The 22747-nt window shown below is 61.0% G+C and carries 22 protein-coding genes; 15 read left to right on the top strand and 7 right to left on the bottom strand.

The window, feature by feature from the left end; translation table 11 throughout:
- Nucleotides 1-122: 122 nt before the first annotated feature.
- Nucleotides 123-623: a thiol peroxidase gene (tpx, locus tag AC07SU_RS11305; protein ID WP_178923335.1), complete on the bottom strand. Its 501-nt coding sequence runs from the start codon at nt 621-623 to the stop codon at nt 123-125.
- A gap of 128 nt (nt 624-751) precedes the next feature.
- Nucleotides 752-1168 (bottom strand): hypothetical protein, encoded by a 417-nt coding sequence (locus AC07SU_RS11300; protein ID WP_494997051.1) that lies wholly within the window; start codon nt 1166-1168, stop codon nt 752-754.
- A gap of 222 nt (nt 1169-1390) precedes the next feature.
- Here AC07SU_RS11300 and AC07SU_RS11295 point away from each other — a divergent pair, with 222 nt between their 5' ends.
- The 11 genes from AC07SU_RS11295 (at nt 1391) to AC07SU_RS11245 (ending at nt 13415) form a co-directional block, all read left to right on the top strand.
- Nucleotides 1391-2680 (top strand): glycosyltransferase, encoded by a 1290-nt coding sequence (locus AC07SU_RS11295; protein ID WP_494997108.1) that lies wholly within the window; start codon nt 1391-1393, stop codon nt 2678-2680.
- A gap of 72 nt (nt 2681-2752) precedes the next feature.
- Nucleotides 2753-3658 carry an AraC family transcriptional regulator gene (locus AC07SU_RS11290; protein ID WP_176998376.1) on the top strand — a complete coding sequence of 302 codons (906 nt, stop codon included), beginning with the start codon at nt 2753-2755 and terminating at the stop codon, nt 3656-3658.
- Between the two features lie 302 nt (nt 3659-3960).
- Nucleotides 3961-5283 (top strand): ABC transporter substrate-binding protein, encoded by a 1323-nt coding sequence (locus tag AC07SU_RS11285; RefSeq protein WP_494997050.1) that lies wholly within the window; start codon nt 3961-3963, stop codon nt 5281-5283.
- A gap of 181 nt (nt 5284-5464) precedes the next feature.
- Nucleotides 5465-6355, top strand: coding sequence for a carbohydrate ABC transporter permease (locus AC07SU_RS11280; protein WP_176998378.1), 891 nt, complete (start codon nt 5465-5467; stop codon nt 6353-6355).
- 10 nt (nt 6356-6365) lie between these two features.
- Complete coding sequence (locus AC07SU_RS11275; protein WP_016968929.1) at nt 6366-7196, top strand: carbohydrate ABC transporter permease; 831 nt, start codon at nt 6366-6368, stop codon at nt 7194-7196.
- Between the two features lie 141 nt (nt 7197-7337).
- Nucleotides 7338-8441 carry an ABC transporter ATP-binding protein gene (locus AC07SU_RS11270; RefSeq protein WP_494997049.1) on the top strand — a complete coding sequence of 368 codons (1104 nt, stop codon included), beginning with the start codon at nt 7338-7340 and terminating at the stop codon, nt 8439-8441.
- Nucleotides 8442-8457: 16 nt separating this feature from the next.
- Nucleotides 8458-9939, top strand: coding sequence for a mannitol dehydrogenase family protein (locus AC07SU_RS11265; RefSeq protein WP_494997048.1), 1482 nt, complete (start codon nt 8458-8460; stop codon nt 9937-9939).
- Between the two features lie 134 nt (nt 9940-10073).
- On the top strand, nt 10074-11555 hold the full coding sequence (gene xylB, locus AC07SU_RS11260) for a xylulokinase (protein ID WP_494997047.1): 1482 nt from the start codon (nt 10074-10076) through the stop codon (nt 11553-11555).
- Nucleotides 11556-11567: 12 nt separating this feature from the next.
- Entirely contained in the window at nt 11568-12506 is a 939-nt protein-coding gene (locus AC07SU_RS11255) for a carbohydrate kinase family protein (RefSeq protein WP_494997046.1), read from the top strand.
- Nucleotides 12507-12665: 159 nt separating this feature from the next.
- On the top strand, nt 12666-12938 hold the full coding sequence (locus tag AC07SU_RS11250) for a DUF2790 domain-containing protein (RefSeq protein WP_176998383.1): 273 nt from the start codon (nt 12666-12668) through the stop codon (nt 12936-12938).
- Between the two features lie 78 nt (nt 12939-13016).
- Nucleotides 13017-13415, top strand: a complete 399-nt coding sequence (locus AC07SU_RS11245) for a hypothetical protein (protein WP_494997045.1) — start codon at nt 13017-13019, stop codon at nt 13413-13415.
- Here AC07SU_RS11245 and AC07SU_RS11240 read toward each other — a convergent pair.
- Entirely contained in the window at nt 13412-13681 is a 270-nt protein-coding gene (locus tag AC07SU_RS11240; protein ID WP_176998385.1) for a DUF1652 domain-containing protein, read from the bottom strand. The genes AC07SU_RS11245 and AC07SU_RS11240 overlap by 4 nt on opposite strands.
- A 254-nt stretch (nt 13682-13935) precedes the next feature.
- Nucleotides 13936-14958, bottom strand: coding sequence for a threonine ammonia-lyase, biosynthetic (gene ilvA / locus AC07SU_RS11235; RefSeq protein ID WP_494997044.1), 1023 nt, complete (start codon nt 14956-14958; stop codon nt 13936-13938).
- A 274-nt stretch (nt 14959-15232) separates the two neighbouring features.
- On the opposite strand from ilvA, the gene AC07SU_RS11230 reads away from it, so the two are divergent.
- Together AC07SU_RS11230 and map are read left to right on the top strand one after the other, a co-directional pair.
- Nucleotides 15233-15433: a ParD-like family protein gene (locus AC07SU_RS11230; RefSeq protein ID WP_003190946.1), complete on the top strand. Its 201-nt coding sequence runs from the start codon at nt 15233-15235 to the stop codon at nt 15431-15433.
- Nucleotides 15433-16188 (top strand): type I methionyl aminopeptidase, encoded by a 756-nt coding sequence (gene map, locus AC07SU_RS11225; RefSeq protein ID WP_457409552.1) that lies wholly within the window; start codon nt 15433-15435, stop codon nt 16186-16188. The genes AC07SU_RS11230 and map overlap by 1 nt, the downstream gene beginning before the upstream one ends.
- 166 nt (nt 16189-16354) lie before the next feature.
- Here map and AC07SU_RS11220 read toward each other — a convergent pair whose 3' ends face one another.
- Together AC07SU_RS11220 and AC07SU_RS11215 are read right to left on the bottom strand one after the other, a co-directional pair.
- On the bottom strand, nt 16355-17293 hold the full coding sequence (locus AC07SU_RS11220; RefSeq protein ID WP_176998388.1) for a magnesium transporter CorA family protein: 939 nt from the start codon (nt 17291-17293) through the stop codon (nt 16355-16357).
- A 6-nt stretch (nt 17294-17299) separates the two neighbouring features.
- Nucleotides 17300-18886, bottom strand: a complete 1587-nt coding sequence (locus AC07SU_RS11215) for a RimK family ATP-grasp domain-containing protein (RefSeq protein WP_494997043.1) — start codon at nt 18884-18886, stop codon at nt 17300-17302.
- A gap of 94 nt (nt 18887-18980) precedes the next feature.
- On the opposite strand from AC07SU_RS11215, the gene AC07SU_RS11210 reads away from it, so the two are divergent.
- Complete coding sequence (locus AC07SU_RS11210) at nt 18981-20081, top strand: peptidase C39 family protein (RefSeq protein WP_494997042.1); 1101 nt, start codon at nt 18981-18983, stop codon at nt 20079-20081.
- Here the strand turns inward: AC07SU_RS11210 and sfnG are convergent.
- Entirely contained in the window at nt 20065-21150 is a 1086-nt protein-coding gene (gene sfnG, locus AC07SU_RS11205) for a dimethylsulfone monooxygenase SfnG (RefSeq protein WP_494997041.1), read from the bottom strand. The two genes, AC07SU_RS11210 and sfnG, sit on opposite strands and share 17 nt — an antisense overlap.
- Nucleotides 21151-21417: 267 nt before the next feature.
- Between sfnG and AC07SU_RS11200 the strand changes: the two genes are divergently transcribed.
- Nucleotides 21418-22656, top strand: a complete 1239-nt coding sequence (locus AC07SU_RS11200; protein WP_494997040.1) for an acyl-CoA dehydrogenase family protein — start codon at nt 21418-21420, stop codon at nt 22654-22656.
- Nucleotides 22657-22747 lie beyond the last annotated feature (91 nt).

The following is a 22747-nucleotide window of genomic DNA, read 5'->3' as shown; positions in this document are numbered from 1 at the left end:
CCTTAGTCCATTCGCTATTGGGCTAAGCGTTTGAGCGACAAATAAAAACGGCCTGGACTAGGCCAGGCCGCAATCATGCAGCACGCGTGTTACTGCAAAACGACAGTAATGCGCAGAAACAGTTACTTCAAAACAGCCAGGGCTGCTTCGTAGTTCGGCTCTTGGCCGATTTCAGCAACTAGCTCGCTGTGCAGCACCTTGTCGTTTTCATCCAGTACGACCACAGCGCGAGCGGTCAGGCCCTTGAGGGCGCCTTCAGCGATGGCCACGCCGTAGTCGACGGCGAAGGCAGCGCTGCGGAAGTCCGACAGGTTCTTAACGTTTTCCAGGCCTTCAGCACCGCAGAAGCGCGCCTGGGCGAATGGCAGGTCGGTGGAGATGCACAGCACAACGGCGTTGTTCAGGTCGTTGGCCTGGGCGTTGAACTTGCGAACCGACGTCGCGCAGGTCGGCGTGTCGACGCTTGGGAAGATATTCAGCACTTTGCGCTTGCCGGCAAAGGTGGCCAGGGTTGCGTCCGACAGGTCGCCGGCGGTCAGGGTGAAGTCCGGCGCCTGGGAGCCGACTTGCGGCAGATCGCCTTCAACCTGGATCGGGTTGCCACGGTGGGTGACTTGAGCCATGAACAGAATCCTTATGCTGGGTTTATTGAAACGAATTCGAGAGGCCGAAGTTAACCACAAAGTAGGACAGGCAACTATGCGCGGGTGCATTCTTTTACAGCGCCCCCCTCTGAGGGCGCTGCCAGGTTCTAGAGCGTGAAGGTCTGCGTCACCGTCTTGCGATCATCCGGTCCATCCATATCAAAAATGAACACGACTTTGACGGTAATCGCCGTGGAGCTGCCTATCGAGAAATTTTTCTCTGTGAGCCAGTCATGCCAAACCCCGTCCTGGCGCATGCTGTCGGGCGAGTTAAGCGCATAGCTCCCGGTGACGTTACCGGTTACTTCCACATTGATATTGGCTTTGTGTCGATTGATGTGGCCGGTGATCTTGTATCTATCGGTTTGGAACCTCAGCATGCTGTCCTGCTTCAGCCAGCGGACGCTCAGGTGACCGGCGTATCTGTTGTCGTACTCGCCGGTTATCGTCGCGCTCTGCCAGTTATGCGGCGCGTCAGAGTGTTGATCGATGGTTTTGTCGTCCTTGGGGTCTGCTGCTTTCATTTCAGTGATCTCCATAATCGGGTTCGGTGAACCCTGAACTTAGGGCCCGAGCTCACGCTATCACCGCCCGGCGAGTTCGATCACTGTGACAAATCACAGTCTTAAAGATGAATTGCGCATCAAAATAACCGGGCTAATCGCCGTCTCTTCGAACACCCGGTCAACGCGGGATGTGCTCTAATCGCCGGTTTTTCGCACACACCCCGAGGGTCCGTCACCTTGATTACTCAACCCGCCACCAAAGTCCTGGTCATTGGTTATGTCTGGCCGGAACCCCGTTCCTCGGCGGCAGGCGGGCATATGATGCAGATTCTTGAGAGTTTCCTGACGCAAGGCTGGGACATCACCTTCAGCAGCCCTGCGACGATCGGCGAACACAAGGCTGACTTGCCCGGACTGGGCATCCGCGAATGCGCGATTGAACTCAATAACAGCAGTTTCGATGACTTTATCCGCGAACTGGCCCCGGATATCGTGCTGTTCGACCGTTTCATGATGGAGGAGCAGTTCGGCTGGCGCGTGGAGAAATGCTGCCCCAACGCCTTGCGCGTACTGGAAACCTCCGACCTGCAAAGCCTGCGCGACGCTCGCCACCAACGTCAGAAGGACCACCTCAAAGCCCACCCGGACAGCGACGACTTCACCGCGCTGTTCGCACCAGCGCTGGAAGAAGAGTTCCAGTTGATGGCCGACACCGACCTGGCCAAGCGCGAGATCGCGGCGATTTACCGCTGTGATATCAGCCTGATGATCTCTGACGTGGAGATCCGCCTGCTCACCGAGCAGTTCAAAGTGCCCGCCGCCCTGCTCCATTGGTGCCCGCTGATGCTGCAGCCGCCGACCGAGGCGTTCGCGCCATTCGAGGACCGCGCGCACTTTCTCAGCATCGGCAACTTCCGTCATGCGCCGAACTGGGACGCGGTGCTGTGGATGAAGAACAGCCTGTGGCCGCTGATCCGCCAGCATCTGCCGGGCGCCCAGCTGCATGTCTACGGGGCCTACACGCCGCCCAAGGCCACGGCGCTGCACAACCCGGCGCAGGGCTTTCATGTGATGAACTGGGCCGAAGACGCGCTGCAGGTGATGACCGCCGCACGTATCTGCCTGGCGCCGTTGCGTTTTGGCGCCGGCATCAAGGGCAAGCTGGTGGACGCGATGCTCTGCGGCACGCCGAGTGTCACCACGCCGATCGGTGCCGAAGCCATGGGCGATGGCCAACCGTGGCCGGGTGTGATCGAACAGAGCGCCTCGGCCCTGGCGGCCGCGGCCGTGGCGCTGTACCAGGACCGCGCACGCTGGACCGAGGCCCAGGAAAACGGGCGCCAGTTGCTGGCGCGCCGTTACGACCAGGACATGCATGGCCCGGCGCTGGTGGCCTGCCTGGAACACTGTCGCCGCAACCTGTCAGCCCATCGCCGGGACAACTTCACCGGCAGCATGCTGCGCCACCATGCGCATAAAAGTACGCAGTACATGTCCCAATGGATCGAAGCGAAAAACCGCGTCGTGTAAACACCAGCGCTGGCGAGGTCGCGCACGAGGGGGCATTATCCTACGCAGCAACCACAATAAAGCGACGGCAGCATGACCCGAGCAGCGCGTATCACCGACCCTTCCTACGAGCTGATGGACGACCACAACGGCCTGTCCATCATCTATCGCCAGCACGGTTTCCCCTGCCCGCTGGTGCGCTGGCATTTCCACAAGGAATACGAGCTGCACCTGATTGTCGCCAGTTCCGGCAAAGTGTTCATCGGCGACTATATCGGCAACTTCTACCCGGAAAGCCTGTTCCTCACCGGCCCCAACCTGCCCCACAACTGGATCAGCCAAGTGGAGGAAGACGAGGTGGTGCCCAAGCGCGACATGCTGGTGAACTTCACGGATGAGCTGTTTGAAAGCGGCAGCCAGATCTTCGCTGAACTCAAGACCCTGGCACCGTTGTTGGAGCGCGCCCAATACGGCATCGAGTTTCGCTGCAAAAAAACCATCGCCCAGGCCATGACCTTGATGCAACGCATCGAAGACGCCCAGGGCATGGCGCGCCTGGGGCACTTTTTTATCCTGCTGGAGGTGCTCAGTGCCTGCGAGGACTACCAGTTGCTGTCCGGGGTGAATACGCCGCAACTGGCCGACGAACACAGCATCGACCGCACTAACCGCGCGGTGGACTACATCTTTGCCCACTACGCGCGCGAGTTGCCGCTGGAGGAAGTGGCGGATTACCTGGGTATGAAGCCGACGTATTTCTCGCGGGTGTTTAAACAGGCCACCGGGCGTACGTTTATCGAGTTCGTCAACCGGCTGCGCATCAGCAAGTCGTGCGAATTGTTGGCCGATGGCGACAAGGCGGTGACGGATGTGTGTTTTGAGTCGGGCTTTAACAACATCTCCAATTTCAACCGGCGCTTCCAGCAGCTCAAGGGCATGACCCCTTCCCACTACCGCCGCCTGGCGGTGCAGCGGTTGACCGAGCAGAACCTGGCCTGAATCGCTTTCTGTGGGCGCCGGCTTCCTGGCGATGCAGGCACCGCGGGGTGTCGGGGGCACCGTGTCGATGCCATCGCCGGCAAGCCGGCTCCTACAGGGGGGGGCGGGGTCTGCTTGGGTCAATCGTTTCAGCCCATCACGACGCAAGTGCAAAAAAGTATCAGTGCCAGTGCGCCCAAGGATTTGTCACATCGCCATTTCAAGGCTGTAATCAACCGCACACTCTTCCTGGCTCGTTGCAGGAAGACACAACAACAATAACTGTCCTTCTGTAGCCCCTGGGCGCAGAAATGGAGTGCGCGATGAAGTTCACAGCAAAAGCTCTGCTTGCCTCTACCTGCATGATGACCTGCATGACCCTCAGCGCCGTCAGCTTTGGCGCGCAGATCCTGACCATTGCCACCGTCAACAACAGCGACATGATCCGCATGCAAAAGCTCTCGAAAACCTTCGAGACCGAGCATCCGGAGATCAAGCTCAATTGGGTGGTACTCGAAGAAAACGTGCTGCGCCAGCGCCTGACCACTGACATTGCCACCCAGGGCGGACAGTTCGACGTGTTGACCATCGGCATGTACGAAGCTGCACTCTGGGGCGCCAAGGGTTGGCTGGAGCCAATGAAAGACCTGCCGGCGTCCTACGACCTCGACGATGTTTTCCCTTCTGTGCGTGACGGTTTGTCTGTCAAAGGCTCGCTGTACGCCCTGCCGTTCTACGCCGAAAGCTCGATTACCTATTACCGCACCGACCTGTTCAAGGACGCCGGGCTGACCATGCCCGAGCACCCGACCTGGACCCAGATCGGCGAATTCGCGGAAAAACTCACCGACAAGACCAAAGAACAGTACGGCCTGTGCCTGCGCGGCAAAGCCGGCTGGGGTGAGAACATGGCGCTGATCACCACCCTGGCCAACGGCTACGGTGCGCGTTGGTTCGATGAGAAGTGGCAGCCAGAATTCAATGGTCCTGAATGGAAGGACGCGCTGACCTTCTACGTCGACAACATGAAGAAATCCGGCCCGCCGGGCGCTTCCAGCAACGGTTTCAACGAAAACCTGGCGCTGTTCAACAGCGGCAAGTGCGCGATCTGGGTCGATGCCAGCGTCGCGGGTTCGTTCGTCACCGACAAGACCCAGAGCAAAGTGGCCGACCACGTCGGCTTTACCTTTGCCCCTCACGAGAAGACCGACAAGGGCACCTCGTGGCTGTACTCCTGGAGCCTGGCGATTCCGACCAGTTCCAAGGCCAAGGACGCCGCCAAGGTGTTCACCAGCTGGGCGACCTCCAAGGAATACAGCCAGCTCGTGGCCAAGACCGACGGTATCGCCAACGTACCGCCAGGCACGCGCAAATCGACCTACAGCGACGAATACATGAAGGCCGCGCCGTTTGCCAAGGTGACCCTGGAATCGCTGAAAGTCGCGGACCCGACCAAACCGACCCTCAAGCCGGTGCCGTATATCGGTATCCAGTTGGTGACCATTCCTGAGTTCCAGGCCATTGGTACCCAGGTCGGCAAGTTCTTCTCCGGCGCCTTGACCGGTCAGCAAACGGTGGACCAGGCGCTGACTGCCGCGCAGACCACCACCGAGCGCGAGATGAAGCGCGCCGGTTATCCCAAATAGGCCTGACTCACCCTTGTAAATGTGGGAACCCCATCAATGTGGGAGCCGGGCTTGCCCGCGATAGCGGTCTGTCAGTTGATGAATGTGTGTGCTGACACACCGCTATCGCAGGCAAGCCAGCTCCCACATTGGATCGCGCTCCGACGCTGGCCCTGCCTGTAATCGACTGGTTTTGATCACCATGAATACACCTCCCAAAAACCGCCTGGCCAACCCCGGCTGGTTCCTTGTCAGCCCCTCGGTGGCCTTGCTGCTGCTGTGGATGATCGTGCCGCTGGGCATGACCCTGTACTTCTCCTTGATCCGCTACAACCTGCTCTACCCCGGTGAAAACCAATTCGTGGGGCTGGAGAACTTCACCTACTTCATCACCGATTCGGGCTTCTTGCCCGGCGCCACCAATACCTTGCTGCTGGTGGGCAGTGTGCTGTTGATCAGCGTGGTGTTTGGCGTGTTGATCAGTGCGTTGCTGGAGGCCAGTGAGTTCTTCGGTCGCGGCCTGGTACGGGTGTTGCTGATTTCGCCGTTCTTCATCATGCCCACGGTCGGTGCGCTGATCTGGAAGAACCTGATTTTCCACCCGGTGTCGGGGATTCTCGCCGCCGTGTGGAAGCTGTTCGGTGCCGAGCCGGTGGACTGGCTGGCGCACTACCCGCTGCTGTCGATCATCATCATTGTGTCGTGGCAATGGCTGCCCTTCGCCATCCTGCTGTTGATGACCGCCATGCAGTCCCTCGACCAGGAACAAAAGGAAGCCGCGCGCCTGGACGGTGCCGGCGCCATCGCGATCTTCTGGCACCTCACCCTGCCCCACCTGGCCCGCCCAATTGCCGTGGTGGTGATGATCGAGACGATCTTCCTGCTCTCGGTGTTTGCCGAAATCTTCACCACCACCAACGGCGGCCCGGGCTACGCCTCGACCAACCTGGCGTACCTGATCTACAACCAGGCGCTGGTGCAATTCGACGTGGGCATGGCCTCGGCAGGCGGCTTGATTGCCGTAGTCATCGCCAATATCGCGGCGATCATCCTGGTGCGGATGATCGGCAAAAACCTGACTGACAAGCCTTGAGGGCCGCGCCATGACGCTTCAACAATCCCGCCGCCTGCAAAGCCTGCTGCTCGGCACCCTGGCCTGGGCCATCGCGATCCTGATTTTCTTCCCGATCTTCTGGATGGTGCTGACCAGCTTCAAGACCGAAATCGACGCGTTCGCCACACCGCCGCAGTTCATCTTCACGCCGACGCTGGAGAACTACCTGCACATCAACGAGCGCAGCAACTACTTCGCCTACGCCTGGAACTCGGTGGTGATCTCGTTCAGCGCCACCGCCCTGTGCCTGCTGATCTCGGTGCCGGCCGCCTACTCCATGGCGTTCTACGAAACCCAGCGCACCAAGGGCACGCTGCTGTGGATGCTCTCCACCAAGATGCTGCCGCCGGTGGGCGTGCTGATGCCGATCTACCTGCTGGCCAAGAGCTTTGGCCTGCTGGATACGCGGATCGCGCTGATCATCATCTACACGCTGATCAACCTGCCGATCGTGGTGTGGATGGTTTACACCTACTTCAAGGACATCCCCAAGGACATCCTCGAGGCTGCCCGCCTGGACGGCGCCACCCTGTGGCAAGAAATGGTCCGCGTGCTGCTGCCGATTGCCAAGGGTGGCCTGGCGTCCACGGTGCTGCTGTCGTTGATCCTGTGCTGGAACGAGGCGTTCTGGTCGCTGAACCTCACCTCGTCCAACGCCGCGCCACTGACCGCGCTGATTGCCTCCTACTCCAGCCCCGAAGGGTTGTTCTGGGCCAAATTGTCTGCCGTCTCGACCCTGGCCTGCGCGCCGATCCTGATTTTTGGCTGGATCAGCCAGAAACAGCTGGTGCGCGGCTTGTCCTTCGGCGCCGTGAAATAACCCACATGCCCTGTAGGAGCCGGCTTGCCGGCGATAAGGCCCTTGAGCCCTGCGGCGACCTTCAAATCGCCATCGCCGGCAAGCCGGCTCCTACGAAGAGCGTGTGCGGTTTTAACGAATAACTACAAGCGGAGGCCCATCATGGCCAACCTGAAAATCAAGAATCTGCAAAAAGGCTTCGAAGGTTTCTCCATCATCAAGGGCATCGACCTTGAGGTGAATGACAAGGAATTCGTGGTGTTCGTCGGCCCGTCGGGCTGCGGTAAATCCACCCTGCTGCGTCTGATCGCCGGCCTGGAAGAAGTCACCGAAGGCACCATCGAGCTGGACGGTCGCGACATCACCGAAGTGACCCCGGCCAAGCGTGACCTGGCGATGGTGTTCCAGACCTACGCGCTGTACCCGCACATGAGCGTGCGCAAGAACATGTCGTTTGCCCTGGACCTGGCCGGCGTCGACAAGAAGCTGGTCGAGAGCAAAGTCAGTGAAGCGGCGCGCATCCTCGAGCTGGGCCCGTTGCTGGAGCGCAAGCCCAAGCAGCTCTCCGGCGGCCAGCGCCAGCGTGTGGCCATCGGCCGGGCGATTGTGCGCAACCCGAAGATCTTCCTGTTCGACGAGCCGCTGTCCAACCTCGATGCCGCCCTGCGCGTGCAGATGCGCCTGGAACTGGCGCGCCTGCATAAAGAACTGCAAGCCACCATGATTTACGTGACCCACGACCAGGTCGAAGCCATGACCCTGGCCGACAAAGTGGTGGTGCTCAACAGCGGCCGCATCGAGCAGGTCGGCTCTCCGCTGGAGCTGTACCACCAGCCGGCCAATCTATTTGTGGCGGGCTTTCTCGGCACGCCGAAAATGGGCTTCCTCAAGGGCAAGGTCACCCGCGTCGACGGCCAGGGCTGCGAAGTACAACTGGACGCCGGCACCCTGATCAACCTGCCCCAGAGCGGTGCCAGCCTGAGCGTCGGCAGCACCGTGACCTTGGGCATTCGCCCGGAACACCTGGAAATCGCCACGCCGGGCCAGACCACCCTGACCGTCACCGCCGACGTGGGCGAGCGCCTGGGCAGCGACACCTTCTGCCACGTCGTCACCGCCAACGGCGAACCGTTGACCATGCGGATTCGTGGCGACATGGCCAGCCAATACGGCGAGACGCTGCACCTGCACCTGGACCCGGCGCACTGCCATCTGTTCGACACCGAAGGCAAAGCCGTGGCCCGCCCACTGCGCGCTGCCGCCTGATTTTGCGAGAGTTGCCATGAAACTGAATAAACAGAACCTCACCCAGTTGGCGCCGCAGGTGAAAATCCCGGCGTATGCCATCGCCAGCACCACCCAAGGCATCGCCCACATTGGCGTCGGCGGTTTCCACCGTGCGCACCAGGCCTATTACACCGACGCGCTGATGAACACCGGCGTGGGCCTGGACTGGAGCATCTGCGGCGTCGGCCTGCGTGCCGAGGACCGCAAGGCCCGCGACGACCTGGCCGGCCAGGACTACCTGTTCACCCTGTATGAACTGGGCGATACCGACGACACCGAAGTGCGCGTGATCGGTTCTATCAGCGACATGCTGCTGGCCGAAGACGGCGCCCAGGCGTTGATCGACAAACTGGCGGACCCGGCGATTCGCATTGTGTCGCTGACCATCACCGAAGGCGGCTACTGCATCGACGACAGCAACGGCGAGTTCATGGCCCACTTGCCACAGATCCAGCACGATTTGGCGCACCCGAATGCACCCAAGACCGTGTTCGGCTTCATCTGCGCCGCCCTCACTAAACGGCGCGCCGCCGGCACCCCGGCGTTTACCGTGATGTCTTGCGATAACCTGCCGCACAACGGCGCCGTCACGCGCAAGGCACTGCTGGCGTTCGCCGCGCTGCACAACGCCGAGCTGCATGACTGGATCAAAGCCAATGTGAGCTTCCCCAATGCAATGGTCGACCGCATCACGCCGATGACCAGCACCGCGCACCGTCTGCAATTGCACGACGAACACGGTATCGACGATGCCTGGCCGGTGGTCTGCGAGCCTTTTGTGCAGTGGGTGCTGGAAGACAAATTCGTCAACGGCCGCCCGGCCTGGGAAAAGGTCGGCGTGCAGTTCACCGACGACGTGACGCCCTACGAAGAGATGAAGATCGGCCTGCTCAACGGCAGCCACCTGGCCCTCACTTACCTGGGCTTTCTCAAAGGCTACCGGTTTGTCCACGAAACCATGAATGACCCGGTGTTCGTGGCCTACATGCGTGCGTACATGGACCTGGACGTCACACCGAACCTGGCGCCGGTGCCGGGCATCGACCTGACCGAATACAAGCAGACACTGGTGGACCGCTTCTCCAACCAGGCGATTGCCGACCAGTTGGAACGCGTCTGTTCCGATGGCTCGTCGAAGTTTCCCAAGTTCACCGTGCCGACCATCAACCGCCTGATTGCCGACGGGCGCGAGACCGAGCGCGCGGCGCTGGTGGTGGCGGCCTGGGCGTTGTACCTGAAGGGTGTGGATGAGAATGGCGTGAGCTACAAGATCCCGGATCCCCGTGCGCAGTTTTGCCAAGAGCTGGTGAGTGACGATGCGCTGATCAGCAAGCGCCTGCTGGGGGTGGAGGAGATTTTCGGCACGGCTATTCCCAACTCGCCCGCGTTTGTGGCAGCGTTTGAGCGGTGTTTTGCGAGCCTGCGCGACCACGGCGTGACCGCCACCCTGAAAACCCTCCTGAAGCAACCCGCTTAAACCTGTAGGAGCCGGCTTGCCGGCGATAGCGGTCTGTCAGTCACTTCTTGGCTGGCTGAACCACCGCCATCGCCGGCAAGCCGGCTCCTACAGGGAGCGTATTTCACTCCGACAATACTGCTGAGCAGACCACCATGACCCAGCAAAACCTGTTTCTCGGCATCGACTGCGGCACCCAGGGCACCAAGGCCATCGTCCTCGACGCCAGCAGCGGCAAGGTGCTGGGCCTGGGCGCGGCTGCGCACAGCCTGATCAGCGGCGCCAATGGCCGTCGCGAGCAGCACACCCAGGAATGGTTGGACGCCTTTACCGAAGCCACCCACCGTGCCTTGCAGCAGGCTGGCGTGGACGGCCAGGACGTTCTTGGCATCGGCGTTTCCGGTCAGCAACATGGCCTGGTGCTGCTGGATGACAGTGGCCAGGTTCTGCGTCCGGCCAAGCTGTGGTGCGACACCGAAACCGCGCCCGAAAACGACCGCCTGCTCGAATACTTGGGCGGTGAAAGCGGTTCGCTGGAGCGCCTCGGCGTGGCCATTGCGCCGGGCTACACCGTCTCCAAGTTGCTGTGGACCCGCGAGCAGCACCCGGATATTTTTGCGCGCATCGCGCATATCCTGCTGCCCCATGACTACCTCAACTACTGGCTCACCGGCCGTGCCGCCGCGGAATATGGCGATGCATCGGGCACCGGGTATTTCAACGTGCGCAGCCGCCAGTGGGACGTGGACCTGCTCAAGCACATCGACCCCAGCGGGCGCCTTGAAGCCGCGTTGCCCACCTTGATCGAGGCCGACCAACGCGTCGGCACTATCCTGCCAGCAATTGCCGAGCGCCTGGGCATCAACCCCAACGCCCTCGTCGCCAGTGGCGGCGGTGACAACATGATGGGCGCCATCGGTACCGGCAATATCGCGCCGGGCGTGATCACCATGAGCCTCGGCTCCTCCGGCACCGTCTATGCGTTCGCCGAGCAACCAAATGTAAGCCCGCAGGCCTCGGTCGCCACGTTCTGCTCGTCCAGCGGCGGTTGGCTGCCGCTGATCTGCACCATGAACCTGACCAACGCCACCGGGGTGATCCGCGAGCTGTTCGACCTCGACCTGGTCGCGTTCAACACGCTGGTGGAACAGGCCCCCATCGGCGCCGACGGCGTGAGCATGCTGCCGTTCCTCAACGGTGAACGGGTGCCCGCCCTGCCCCACGCCACCGGCAGCCTGCATGGGCTGACCATGACTAACCTGACGCGCGCCAACCTGTGCCGCGCCGTGGTCGAAGGCACGACCTTCGGCCTGCGCTACGGCCTGGACCTGCTGCGCCAGACCGGCCTGCAAAGCCAAAGCATCCGCTTGATCGGCGGCGGCTCGAAGAGCCCGGTGTGGCGGCAGATGGTTGCCGATATCATGAACACCGAAGTGATCTGTACAGAACAAAGCGAAGCCGCCGCCCTGGGCGCGGCGATCCAGGCGGCGTGGTGCCAGTCCGGCGAAACCCTGGCCAGCCTGTGCGACAAATGCGTGAGCGTCGACCCGGCCAGCCGTACCCTGCCGGTGGCGGCCAGTGTCAGCGCCTATCAACAGGCGTACGAACGCTATCAACAACTCGTGGCAACCCTTTAAGAGCGAACGACTATGTATCTGGTGTGTGGTGAAGCGCTGTTCGATTTCTTCAGCGAGGAAGATGCCAGCGGGCAGGCTTCCAAGGTCAACTACAAGGCCATTGCCGGGGGCTCGCCGTTCAACGTGGCCGTGGGTTTGCGCCGCCTGGGCATCGAAGCCGGGCTGTTTGGCGGCGTGTCTACCGACTTCCTCGGCCGCCGCCTGTTGCAGGTGCTCAGGGACGAAGGCGTCAGCGAGCAGTTCCTGGTGGAGTTCGCCGCACCGACCACCCTGTCGATGGTGGCCGTGGGCGCCAACGGCTCACCGCAGTACAACTTCCGTGGTGAAGGCTGTGCCGACCGGCTGCTGGAAGTCACCCATCTGCCCGAGTTGGGCGCAGACATCCGTGGCCTGCACATTGGCTCGTTCTCCCTGGTCGTGCAGCCGATTGGCGACACGCTGCTGAACCTGGTCAAGCGTGAAAGCGGCAAGCGCTTGATCAGCCTCGACCCCAACGTGCGCCTCAACCCGCAACCGGATATCCAGTTGTGGCGTGACCGTGTGGCCGAGTTGGTCAAGCATGCCGACCTGATCAAGGTCAGCGACGAAGACCTGCACTTGCTCTACCCCGAGCAGTCGCCGGAAAGCGTGCTGCAAGGCTGGCTGCAACACCGCTGCCAGTTGGTGTTCCTCACCCGGGGTGGCGAAGGGGCCAGCGTGTTCAGCCGCCAGCACGGCCATTGGTCGCAACCGGCCGTAGAGGTGGTGATGGCCGATACGGTCGGCGCCGGCGATACCTTCCAGGCCGCGCTGATTGCCTGGTTGACCGAGCACAATCTGGATTCGGTCGAGGGCCTGCAACAGCTTACCCGCGCGCAGATCGACGCCATGCTCGGCTTTGCGATCCGCGCCGCCGCCCTCACTTGCGGTAAGACCGGGCCGGATCTGCCCTATCGCCAGCAGTTGGGCTGAACACGCGTTCATGAAGGTTTTGTCAGTTAGCGCATCATTAATCGAAGGTTAATCCCCCAGGTCGACAGTGAACTTGACCGCACTCACCGCCCCCGGGGGCCCGTGCGGCCGCCGGCCCGTCGTGTTGATGGGCCTGCGAACGACTTGCGGAGAACCCTCATGAAACTGCGTACTTTACTGTTCACCGGCACCTTGGCCCTGGCCGCGCTCTCAGGCGTCGCCCAGGCTGACACTGCCCAGCAAACCGATGCCAAACCCGTGCCCTATCAATACGGCATGCCCTTGAACATCGACAAAGTGATTGCCATGCACGAAACCGACACCAATGTGTGCAAAGTCATCAACGCCGACATCAAGTTCGTCGATAAAGCCGGCAAAATCGAAGATGTGGGCTACCGCAAGATGTCGGAAGCCTGCGACTTCCAGAACTGAGCCGTTGAAACAGACAAGGCAGGCCCGCGCATAAACGAGTAGTCTTGCGGGCTTGTCACCAGGCTGAAAGGATTCGCCATGTCACTTAGCTTCCGCGCCCTCGCTACGTTTACCGCCCTGCTCTGCTTCGCCCTCGCATTGGTCTGGGGCCTGCGTCCCGACCTGCTGCTGTGGTTGTGGAGCGTCGAGTATTCCAGCGCGACCGGGCTGGTCTCACGCCGCAACGCCGCGCTGTTCCTGGCGATCGGCATCATGTTCTATCGCGCTCGCCATGCACCGCCCTCTGACACACGAAGCGCCCTGACCACCGGCTTTATCACCGGGTGCCTGGTATTGGCTGTGCTGGGGTTCAGTGAATGGATCAATGGCAATGCAGGGCCAGGCATCCTGCTGGCAGTGGCAACAGAAACCGTACTGGGCCTGGCGTTTCTCCAGGCCCACAGGTCGTCGGTGATTCAACCTCAGACGTCGGCCTAGTAGTAGCCGCGTCCTCCCACTCTTTGCAGGGCGGGTGCATGGGTGTGCTTGAGGTCTTCGCGCAACCCGGTGATCAGGTTGCAAATGGCTCGACTGCTGTCGAGCTTGTCGGCGTTGATGCCTTTTACTTCCAGATCCACTCGGTCACGGTCGCGGTCGTCATAGACCTTGATCGTCAGCGAGGCATCTTCGGCTTTGGTGCATTCGCACCGTTTGGGCAGGAAACTTCCTTCAATAATGCTGCGAAGTTCTAATTCCGAAAGCATGGCCAACCTCTCCTTTTATGAGACTGCCAATCAGTTTTTATGAACGCTCAAGTTGCTGGCAGGTGCGTGCCTGCCACGTCTTGCCAACCCTGGAAGACGCTTTCAATCACCAGCCTACTCGGCAAAATCCCCTCTCGTTGTAACCTTTCCTCATAAGTGACGAGGATTGTTATATATCCCGGAAAGGTTTTTACATTCAGTCATCAAACTCTCGGCGAATGGCAGGGATTAAACGTTTAATCCCGGACTTCCGGTTAAACAGCCGTTTGCGCCGCCACTCTTTCAGCAACATGTCGCAAACTATCGAAATTGATATTGGCACCTGAGTTGATCGCCACCAGGGTCTGGCCACGCGTACCGGTTCGCTCGACGTAACGACGAATGCCTGCCACGGCGAGTGCGCCTGAGGGTTCGGTGATTGAGCGGGTATCGTCGTAGATCAGCTTGATGGCGCTGCACAACTCGTCGTTGCTCACGGTGATCACTTCATCCACCCAGTCGCGACAGATTTCATACCCATAGGCACCGACCTGCGCCACGGCGGTGCCATCGGCAAACCCGTCGACACTGGGCAACACCACCCGCTCACCCGCACGCAAAGCTGCCAACAGGCAGCTGGAGCCTTCGGGCTCGACGCCGATGATGCGCACCTGGGGCCGCAGGTATTTGACGTAGGCGGCAACGCCGGCGATCAAGCCCCCGCCGCCGACCGGTACGAAGATCGCATCCAGCGCACCCTGTTGCTGGCGCAGCACTTCCATGGCCACGGTGCCCTGGCCCGCGATCACGTCCGGGTCATCGAACGGCGACACAAAGGTGCAACCCGAAGTCTCGGCCAATTGCAGCGCATGGGCCAGCGCGAAGGGAAAGCTCTCCCCATGCAACACCGCCTCGGCACCTCGGGAGCGCACACCCAGCACCTTCAGTTGCGGCGTGCTGCAGGGCATGACGATGCGTGCCTTGATCCCCAGCTCCAGCGCGGCCAGTGCCACACCTTGGGCGTGGTTGCCCGCCGACGCGGTGACCACGCCCCGGGCCCTTTGCTCGGCCGTGAGCTGCACCAACTTGTTGTAGGCGCCGCGGATCTTGAAGGAAAAGGTCGGCTGCAGGTCCTCACGCTTGAGCAACACCTGATTGCCCAGCAACGCCGACAACGCCGGGGCTGCCTGCAAGGGCGTGCGCACTGCCAGGTCATAGACCGGGGCGGCGAGGATCTTTTTCACGTAGTGCTCAAGCAGTTCCGGGTTGGCGGTGTGTGGAACGGGGCACGTGCTCATCGGTGTCTCCTGGCGCTTTGTTTGAAGGCCCTGGAGACGGAAAAACAAAACCCGCCTCTAGGGCGGGTTGGGGTGCAGCCGTGTGCTATCCCGCCAAATGAGGAATGGCGGTAATAATCATCAGCGGGCTACGCAAGGTTTGTAATGTCATGCAACGAAATTAACCGGCGCCTGGCGGGCACGTCAATGGCCTGCTGCCATTTAGCGGCTGGGGGTTTACGATGGATATACGAAACATATACGCTTTGTATATCAACTCAACACAGTGAAGACCATGGGCATCGTCAAGATCACCGACCAACTGCACGAACAGCTTCGCCTGGCCAGCGCCGCCATGGACCGCTCCATCAACGCCCAGGCCGAGTTCTGGATCAAGATCGGCCTGCTCGCCGAACTCAACCCCCACCTGCCTTACAACGAGCTGATCAACAAACTGTTGCTGGACAAGCCCGACCTGATCCGGGGGCGCAGTTGATGATCAAGACCGCCCCACAATTGGCCGTAATGCGTGAATCCGGCCGCCTGCTGGCCCAGGTGTTCAGCATGCTCGACGGGTTTGTCTGCGCCGGCCGCTCCACCCTGGAGCTGGACGCCGCCGTCGAGGCCTTCATCCGCAACGACCTGAAAGCCCGCCCCGCCAGCCTGGGCCAATACGACTACCCATTTAGCATCAACACCTCGATCAACGAGGTGGTGTGCCATGGCATGCCCAGCGCCAAGGACATCCTCAAGGACGGCGACATCATCAACATCGACATCACCCTGGAAAAAGGCGGGTTTATCGCCGATTCCAGCAAGATGTACATGATCGGCAACGTGGCGCCCAAGGCGCGGCGCCTGGTGGAAATGACCTTCGAGGCGATGTGGGCCGGCATTCGCCAGGTCAAGCCCGGGGCGCGGCTGGGTGATATCGGCCATGCGATCCAGAGCCACGCACAGGCCAACGGCTACAGCGTGGTGCGTGATTACTGCGGCCATGGCATCGGCCGGCAGATGCACGAGGAACCGCAAGTGCTGCACTTCGGCCGCCCTGGCACCGGGCTGGAACTGCGCGAAGGCATGGTGTTCACCATCGAGCCCATGCTCAACCAGGGTGGCGCCAAGGTGCGCAGCCTCAAGGATGGCTGGACGGTGGTGACCAAGGACAATAGCTTGTCAGCGCAGTGGGAACACACCGTGGCGGTGACGGCGGACGGCTTCGAAGTGCTGACCCTGCAGCCCACCCCCTGATGACATAACCCTGTAGGAGCCGGCTTGCCGGCGATGCGGACAACGCGGTGATTCAGGTACACCGCAGTGATGCCATCGCCGGCAAGCCGGCTCCTACAGAGATCAGCATCACCTCGTAGGATCTGGCTTGCCAGCTCCCACAGAGTCAGGGGACAGGGGACAGAGGTCACACGACGTTGGCGCCGCCGGCGATTCGCTTGAGCCCCAACACCATCAACCCCGCCCCCAGCCCCATCGCCGCCAGGAACAGCGGGTACGAAATCCACCACGGCGTACCCGCCGTCATCATGCTGAATTCCGACATGCCGCCCACGCTGGCGATCAGGTTGAGCGGCAGGAACACCACGTTGATCAACGTCAGCTTGCGCAACAGGTTGTTCATGCTGTTGTTCATCAGGTTGCCGCGTGCGTCGATCAGCCCGGAGAACACGTTGGAGTAGATCTCTGCCTGTTTGTAGCACTGGTGGTTTTCGATGATCAGGTCGTCGATCAGGCCCAGGGTCTGGGCGCTGAAGTGTTCCTTCTCGGCGTGGTTGCGCAGCCGCGTCAGCACGGCGCCGTTGCTGTGCAGGGCGTTGATGTAATAGATCAGGCTCTCGCTGAGGCTGAACATCTGCATCAGGTGATGGTTGCTCATGGAGGCGTTGAACTGTTGCTGCAACTCCCGTGCAACCAGCTTGATCACCTTGAGGTGGCCCAGGTAGTGGTGGATGTTGTTGAGCAGCAAGTCGAGCAGCACGTCCAGTGGCGCGTGCAAGGGGTGGCGCTTGCCCAAGCCGGTAAGCGGGGTTTCATCGGGGGCGATCACCAGCAGCCGGTCCGGTGAAAACAGCAAGCCGCAGGACGACACTTCAAACACCAGGCTGCCACCGCCGGAGTAGTTTTCCGGGCGTTTCCAGATCAGGAACAGGTTGTCGGGGTGGAACTCGATTCGCGAGACTTCGTCCGGGTCGAGTGCCGAGGCCAGTGCGTGTTCATCCAGCTTGTAATGGTCACGCAGCCTGTCTCGCTCGGCCGGGTCAGGGTTGTTGAACAACAGGATGGGGGCCTCGTCACTGTCCCCGCTGCGCAGCGTGCCATCGATCAGGTCAAAGCGCTGGATCATCGCCGGCTACCAGACCTGGCCTTGGCGCTTGAGCTCCAGGCGCCGCACAAACTCCTCCAGCACCAGGGCATACAGGTCGTCCTGCAAATAGGCATCTTCGATGCCGGCGTCCATATTGGGGTTGTCGTTGACCTCGATCACCACCACCTTGTCACCGGATTGCTTGAGGTCCACGCCATACAGGCCGTCACCGATCAGGTTGGCGGTCTTCACAGCCAGTTCGACCACGGCCTTCGGCGCCTCGTGGACCGCGAGGGTGCGGCATTCGCCGTTGATGTCCTGGCCGATGGCCTTGTGGTTGTAGATCTGCCAATGGCCCTTGGACATGAAGTACTGGCAGGCAAAGATCGGCTTGCGGTTGAGTACGCCGATGCGCCAGTCGTACTCGGTGTAGAAAAACTCCTGGGCCAGCAGCAGCACCGAATGTTCGAACAGCTCGGCCGTGGCCTTGAGCAGGGCCTCCTGGCTCTCCACCTTGATCACACCCCGGGAGAAACAACCGTCGGGGATCTTCAGTACCAAGGGGAAACCCAGGCGTTCGCCGACCCGTTCGAAGTCTTCCGGTCGTTCCTTGTAGAGAATCTCGGTGGCGGGCATGCCCAGTTGATGGCTGTTAAGCAGGTCGGTGAGGTAGACCTTGTTGGTGCAGCGCAGGATCGACGCCGGGTCATCCATCACCACCAGGCCTTCGCTCTCGGCCTTCTTGGCGAAGCGGTAGGTGTGGTTGTCGACGCTGGTGGTCTCACGGATCAGCAAGGCGTCGTATTCGGCGAGGCGTGCGTAGTCCTTGCGTTCAATCAGCTCCACGTCGATACCCAGGCCTTTGCCGACCCGCACGAAGTTGTCCAGGGCACGGGCGTTGGACGGGGGCAGTTGCTCTTGAGGATCGTGGAGGATGGCCAGGTCATAACGGGCCAATCGGCGTGAACGGGGTTGGCGCCAGATCTTGCGGCTGAAGTTGTCGAGGGCGTGGGCGAATTGATCTTCCTGATCATCACGCAACTTGTGCAGCACGCCGGACTTGACCCCTTCGATATGCCAGCCATTGTTCTTTCTGAATTCAACTAAGAGGATCGGGCACGGGAAGGTTTCAAATAACTGGCGGGCCAGATCCTGCAACGGTTCTATATTGGTGCGGCCGAAGTAAAGGGTCAGGGTAAACCCTTCGGTATTGCTGTAAAGGTGATGACTCAAGGCTTTATCGAGGGTTTTATCCAGGTCATCCAGGGCCAGGCCATACAGTGACTTTTTGGTCAGTTCACTGATGGTGCGCACCGACGGAATCACCTTGTGCCCCCGCGCTTCAGCCAGCAACGAGCAGTAATAGCCGTGCCCCAGGTACTTGTAGCTGCGGCACAGGTTGATGACCTGCACACGCTTGCCGCTCTCGTTTTCCCGCGTCTGTTCCAGGTATTCCTGGGCGGTGACGATGTCTTCGCTGGGGAAGTAGGAGGCCCAATCTTCCTTGCGTTCGACAATGATCACTACTTGACTGGCCCCTTTGGGTGGTGCGCAAAAATAACCTTTGTTAGTTATTGTCGCCGCGAGGGTTTGCTCGGATACTTCACGCCAATGACCTTGTACCGCCGACATAATATTTGATCCGCTTTAGAGAACTCGACCTTTTCTATTAAGCACGATCTTTTAGAGAAGTCCCGTTTCGTTACGCAACTTTTACGGCGGTTATATGGCTCTTTCCTTTCGCGTTGCAACACCGGCCGATGTGCCTGAATTGGTGGCCTTGGAACAGCATTGTTTCACCACCGACCGGCTCTCGCCGCGCAGTTTCCAGTGGATGGTCAGCCGCGCCCACGGGCAGTTGCTGGTGGCGGAAAATGACGAGCAATTGCTCGGCTACGCCCTGGTGTTGTTCCATCGCGGCACCTCATTGGCGCGCCTGTACTCCATCGCCATTGCCGAACACGCGCGCGGCATAGGCCTGGGCAAGCAATTGCTGGCCCGTATCGAGGCCTGCGCCGTCGAGCACGACTGTGCCTACCTGCGCCTGGAAGTGCGCACCGACAACCCCGGCGCCCTCGCCCTCTACGAACGCAATGGCTACCGGCGCTTCGCCCTGATCAACGATTACTACGAAGACCATACCGCCGCCCTGCGCCTGGAAAAACGCATCCTGCAGCATCACACCGTACTCCCGCAGAGCGTGCCGTATTACCAACAGACCACCGACTTCACCTGCGGCGCCGCCTGCCTGCTGATGGCCATGGGCGCGCTAGTGCCTGGGCGTGTGGCGCAGCGGCGCGAAGAGCTGCAAATCTGGCGCGAAGCGACCACCGTGTTCATGACCGCCGGCCATGGCGGTTGCAGCCCTCAGGGTTTGGCGCTGGCCGCCTGGCGTCGGGGGTTTCGCGTGCGGATGCAGGTGAATGTACGTGGGCCGTTGTTTCTCGATGGCGTGCGCGACCCGCACAAGAAGGACGTGATGCGTGTGGTGCACGAGGCGTTCGAGGAAGAACTGGCAGGCAGCGACGTCGAACAGGTACTCGGCGGCGCCCTGGACTTGCCACGGGTGCTGCAGGCAGGCGGGCAACCGCTGGTGTTGATCAGCAGCTACCGCCTTACGCGCTCCAAGTCGCCGCACTGGGTGATGGTCACTGACTGCGACGACGAGTTTGTCTACCTGCACGACCCGGATGTGGACCACAGCCAGCACCGCCAGCCCCTGGACTGCCAGCACCTGCCGGTCAGCCATGGGGAGTTCGAGCGCATGTGTCGGTTTGGCAACAACAAGTTGCGAGCGGCGGTGATGCTGTTTAGGCCACCTGCTTGATCGCGGCCTTGGCTTCCAGTTCGCGCACCAGCGGCAACACGCGCTTGCCGAAGTACTCGACTTCTTCCTGGAAGTGCAGGAAGCCGGCGAGCACCAGGTCCACACCGACCGCCTTGAGCGCGACGATGCGCTCGGCAATCTGTTGCGGGGTGCCGATCAGGTTGGTCTTGAAGCCGTCGTTGTACTGCACCAGGTCTTCGAAGCTGGACTTGGCCCAGTTGCCCTCGCCTTCGGGCGACGCCTTGCCCGCTTGCTTGGCCGCATCGCCAAACGCATTCACGGCTTCCGGGTCGGCTTTTTCGATGATCTCGGCGAGCACGGCGCGGGCCTCTTCTTCGGTGTCACGGGCGATGACAAACGCATTCACACCGACTTTGACCGAATGATTATTCGCGGCCGCCTTGGCACGGATATCGTCGACCTGAGCCTTGATACCTTCCGGGGTGTTGCCGTTGGTGAAATACCAGTCCGACACCCGCGCCGCCATGTCCCGCGCGGCTCGTGAGCTGCCGCCCTGGAACACCTCGGGCTGGCCCAGTGGCTTGGGCTTGAGGGTGTAGTTGTTGAAGCGGTAGAAGTCGCCCTTGAAAGTGAAGTCGTCCTGGCTCCAGATGCCCTTGAGGGCACGGATGAACTCTTCGGAACGGCGATAACGCTCATCGTGTTCCAGCCAATGTTCGCCGATGGCCTGGAACTCGCCCTTGAACCAGCCGCTGACGATGTTCACCGCAATGCGGCCGTTGGTGAGCTGGTCGATGGTCGCCAATTGCTTGGCCGCCAACGCCGGTTGCCACGGGCCGGGCAGGATCGCTGCAATGACTTTGAGCTTGGTCGTCGCTGCCAGCAATGCGTGGCTGAACGCCACGGACTCATGCTGGTTCTCGGCGCCGTAGCCGGCAGTAAAGCGAATCTGCGTCAGGCCATAGTCAAAGCCGGCCTCTTCGGCCAATTGCGCCAGTTTGCGGTTGTAGTCGATGCCCCAATGGGTGCGCTGTTCGATCTTGCTCACTACCAGCCCACCGCTGACGTTGGGCACCCAATAGGCAAATTTCACGGCTTGCTGACTCATCGGACCTTACCTCGCACACAGGGATGTAGGAGGGTCAGAGCAGCAAGCGTGCCAGCCACCGGCAAAGGCCCGGCGTACAGGCGCCGCCTTAAGAAACGGGGCAGTAACGGACTGTATCGCGGGTGTCAGGGATCGCACCGCTTTGTCGTTCCACTGTTGCTGGAGCAACAGTCAGCCAGGGTTTCAGCCCGTAAATACGGGCTGAAACACCCGGCACGGACTGTGCAATCGCCCTGGTACTTGAACACTGCCAAGGAGCTGCCTCCCATGACCGAGCAACACGTGATCAACCCGCTGTCCATCGGCGTCGACTACCCCACACTGGCCGCACGCTTTCGGCCGATCTTCCAGCGCATCGCCGACGGCGCGGTTGAGCGTGAGCAGGCCCGCACCCTGCCCTACGAACCCATCCGGTGGCTCAAGGAAGCCGGCTTTGGCGCCGTGCGGGTGCCGGTGGAATATGGCGGTGGCGGCGCATCCCTGCCCCAGTTGTTCGAGCTGCTGATCGAACTGGCTGCTGCCGACTCCAACGTGCCCCAGGTCCTGCGCGGGCACTTTGCGTTTGCCGAGGACCGACTGAACGCGCCACCCGGTGCCGGACGCGACCTGTGGTTCAAGCGTTTTGTCGACGGCGATATCGTCGGCTGCGCCTGGACGGAAATCGGTGATGTCGCGATTGGCGATGTGGTCACTCAGGTCAGCCCGGACGGTGATCAGTGGAAGCTCAACGGTGAGAAGTTCTACAGCACCGGCAGCCTGTTTTCGGACTGGATCGACGTGTACGCCCAGCGCAGCGACACCGGCGCTTCGGTGATCGCCGCCACCCGCACGCGCCAGCCGGGTGTGGTGCAAAGCGATGACTGGGACGGGTTTGGCCAGCGCACCACGGGCAGTGGCACTACGCGTTTTACCGATGCGGTGGTCGAGGGCGACAACGTTATCGATTTTGCTACCCGGTTCAAGTATCAGACGGCCTTTTACCAGTTGGTGCTGTTGGCGAGCCTGGCGGGGATTGGGCGGGCGGCGCTTAATGATGTGGCGCAGCAGGTGCGTAGTCGTAAGCGTATTTACAGCCATGGCAATGCGGCGCATGTGAGTCAGGATGCGCAGATTCTGCAGGTGGTGGGTGAAGTGGCGGCTTTGGTGTATGCGGCTGAGGCCAGTGCGTTGAAGGCGGCTGTTCCGGCGCAGCGGGCTTACCTGGCGCGGTTTTCGGGGGATGCGGTGTTGGAGCGGGAGGCCAATGTGGCGGCGGAGATTGAGTCGGCGACGGCGCAGGTGGTGGTGTCGCAGTTGGTGCAGCGGGCGACCACTGAGTTGTTCAATGCGCTGGGGGCTTCGGATGTGCGCCAGGGGAAAGCGCTGGACCGGCATTGGCGGAATGCGCGGACGGTGTCGTCGCATAATCCGGTGATTTATAAGGCGCGGATTGTGGGGGATTGGGTGGTGAATGGGCGTGAACCGCCGTTTGTTTGGCAGATTGGGAATGGGGTGGGTCGGGGGTGAGGTTTGATTGGGGGCTTATCCGTTATTGGGGTGATGGCTGAGTATGGTTTCGCCCTTACGGCGACTCACTTTGGAAAAGCCCCAAAGTAAG

The organism is Pseudomonas sp. GW821-FHT05H12 (assembly GCF_059419385.1).
This window is presented reverse-complemented; position numbering and strand designations above follow the sequence as displayed.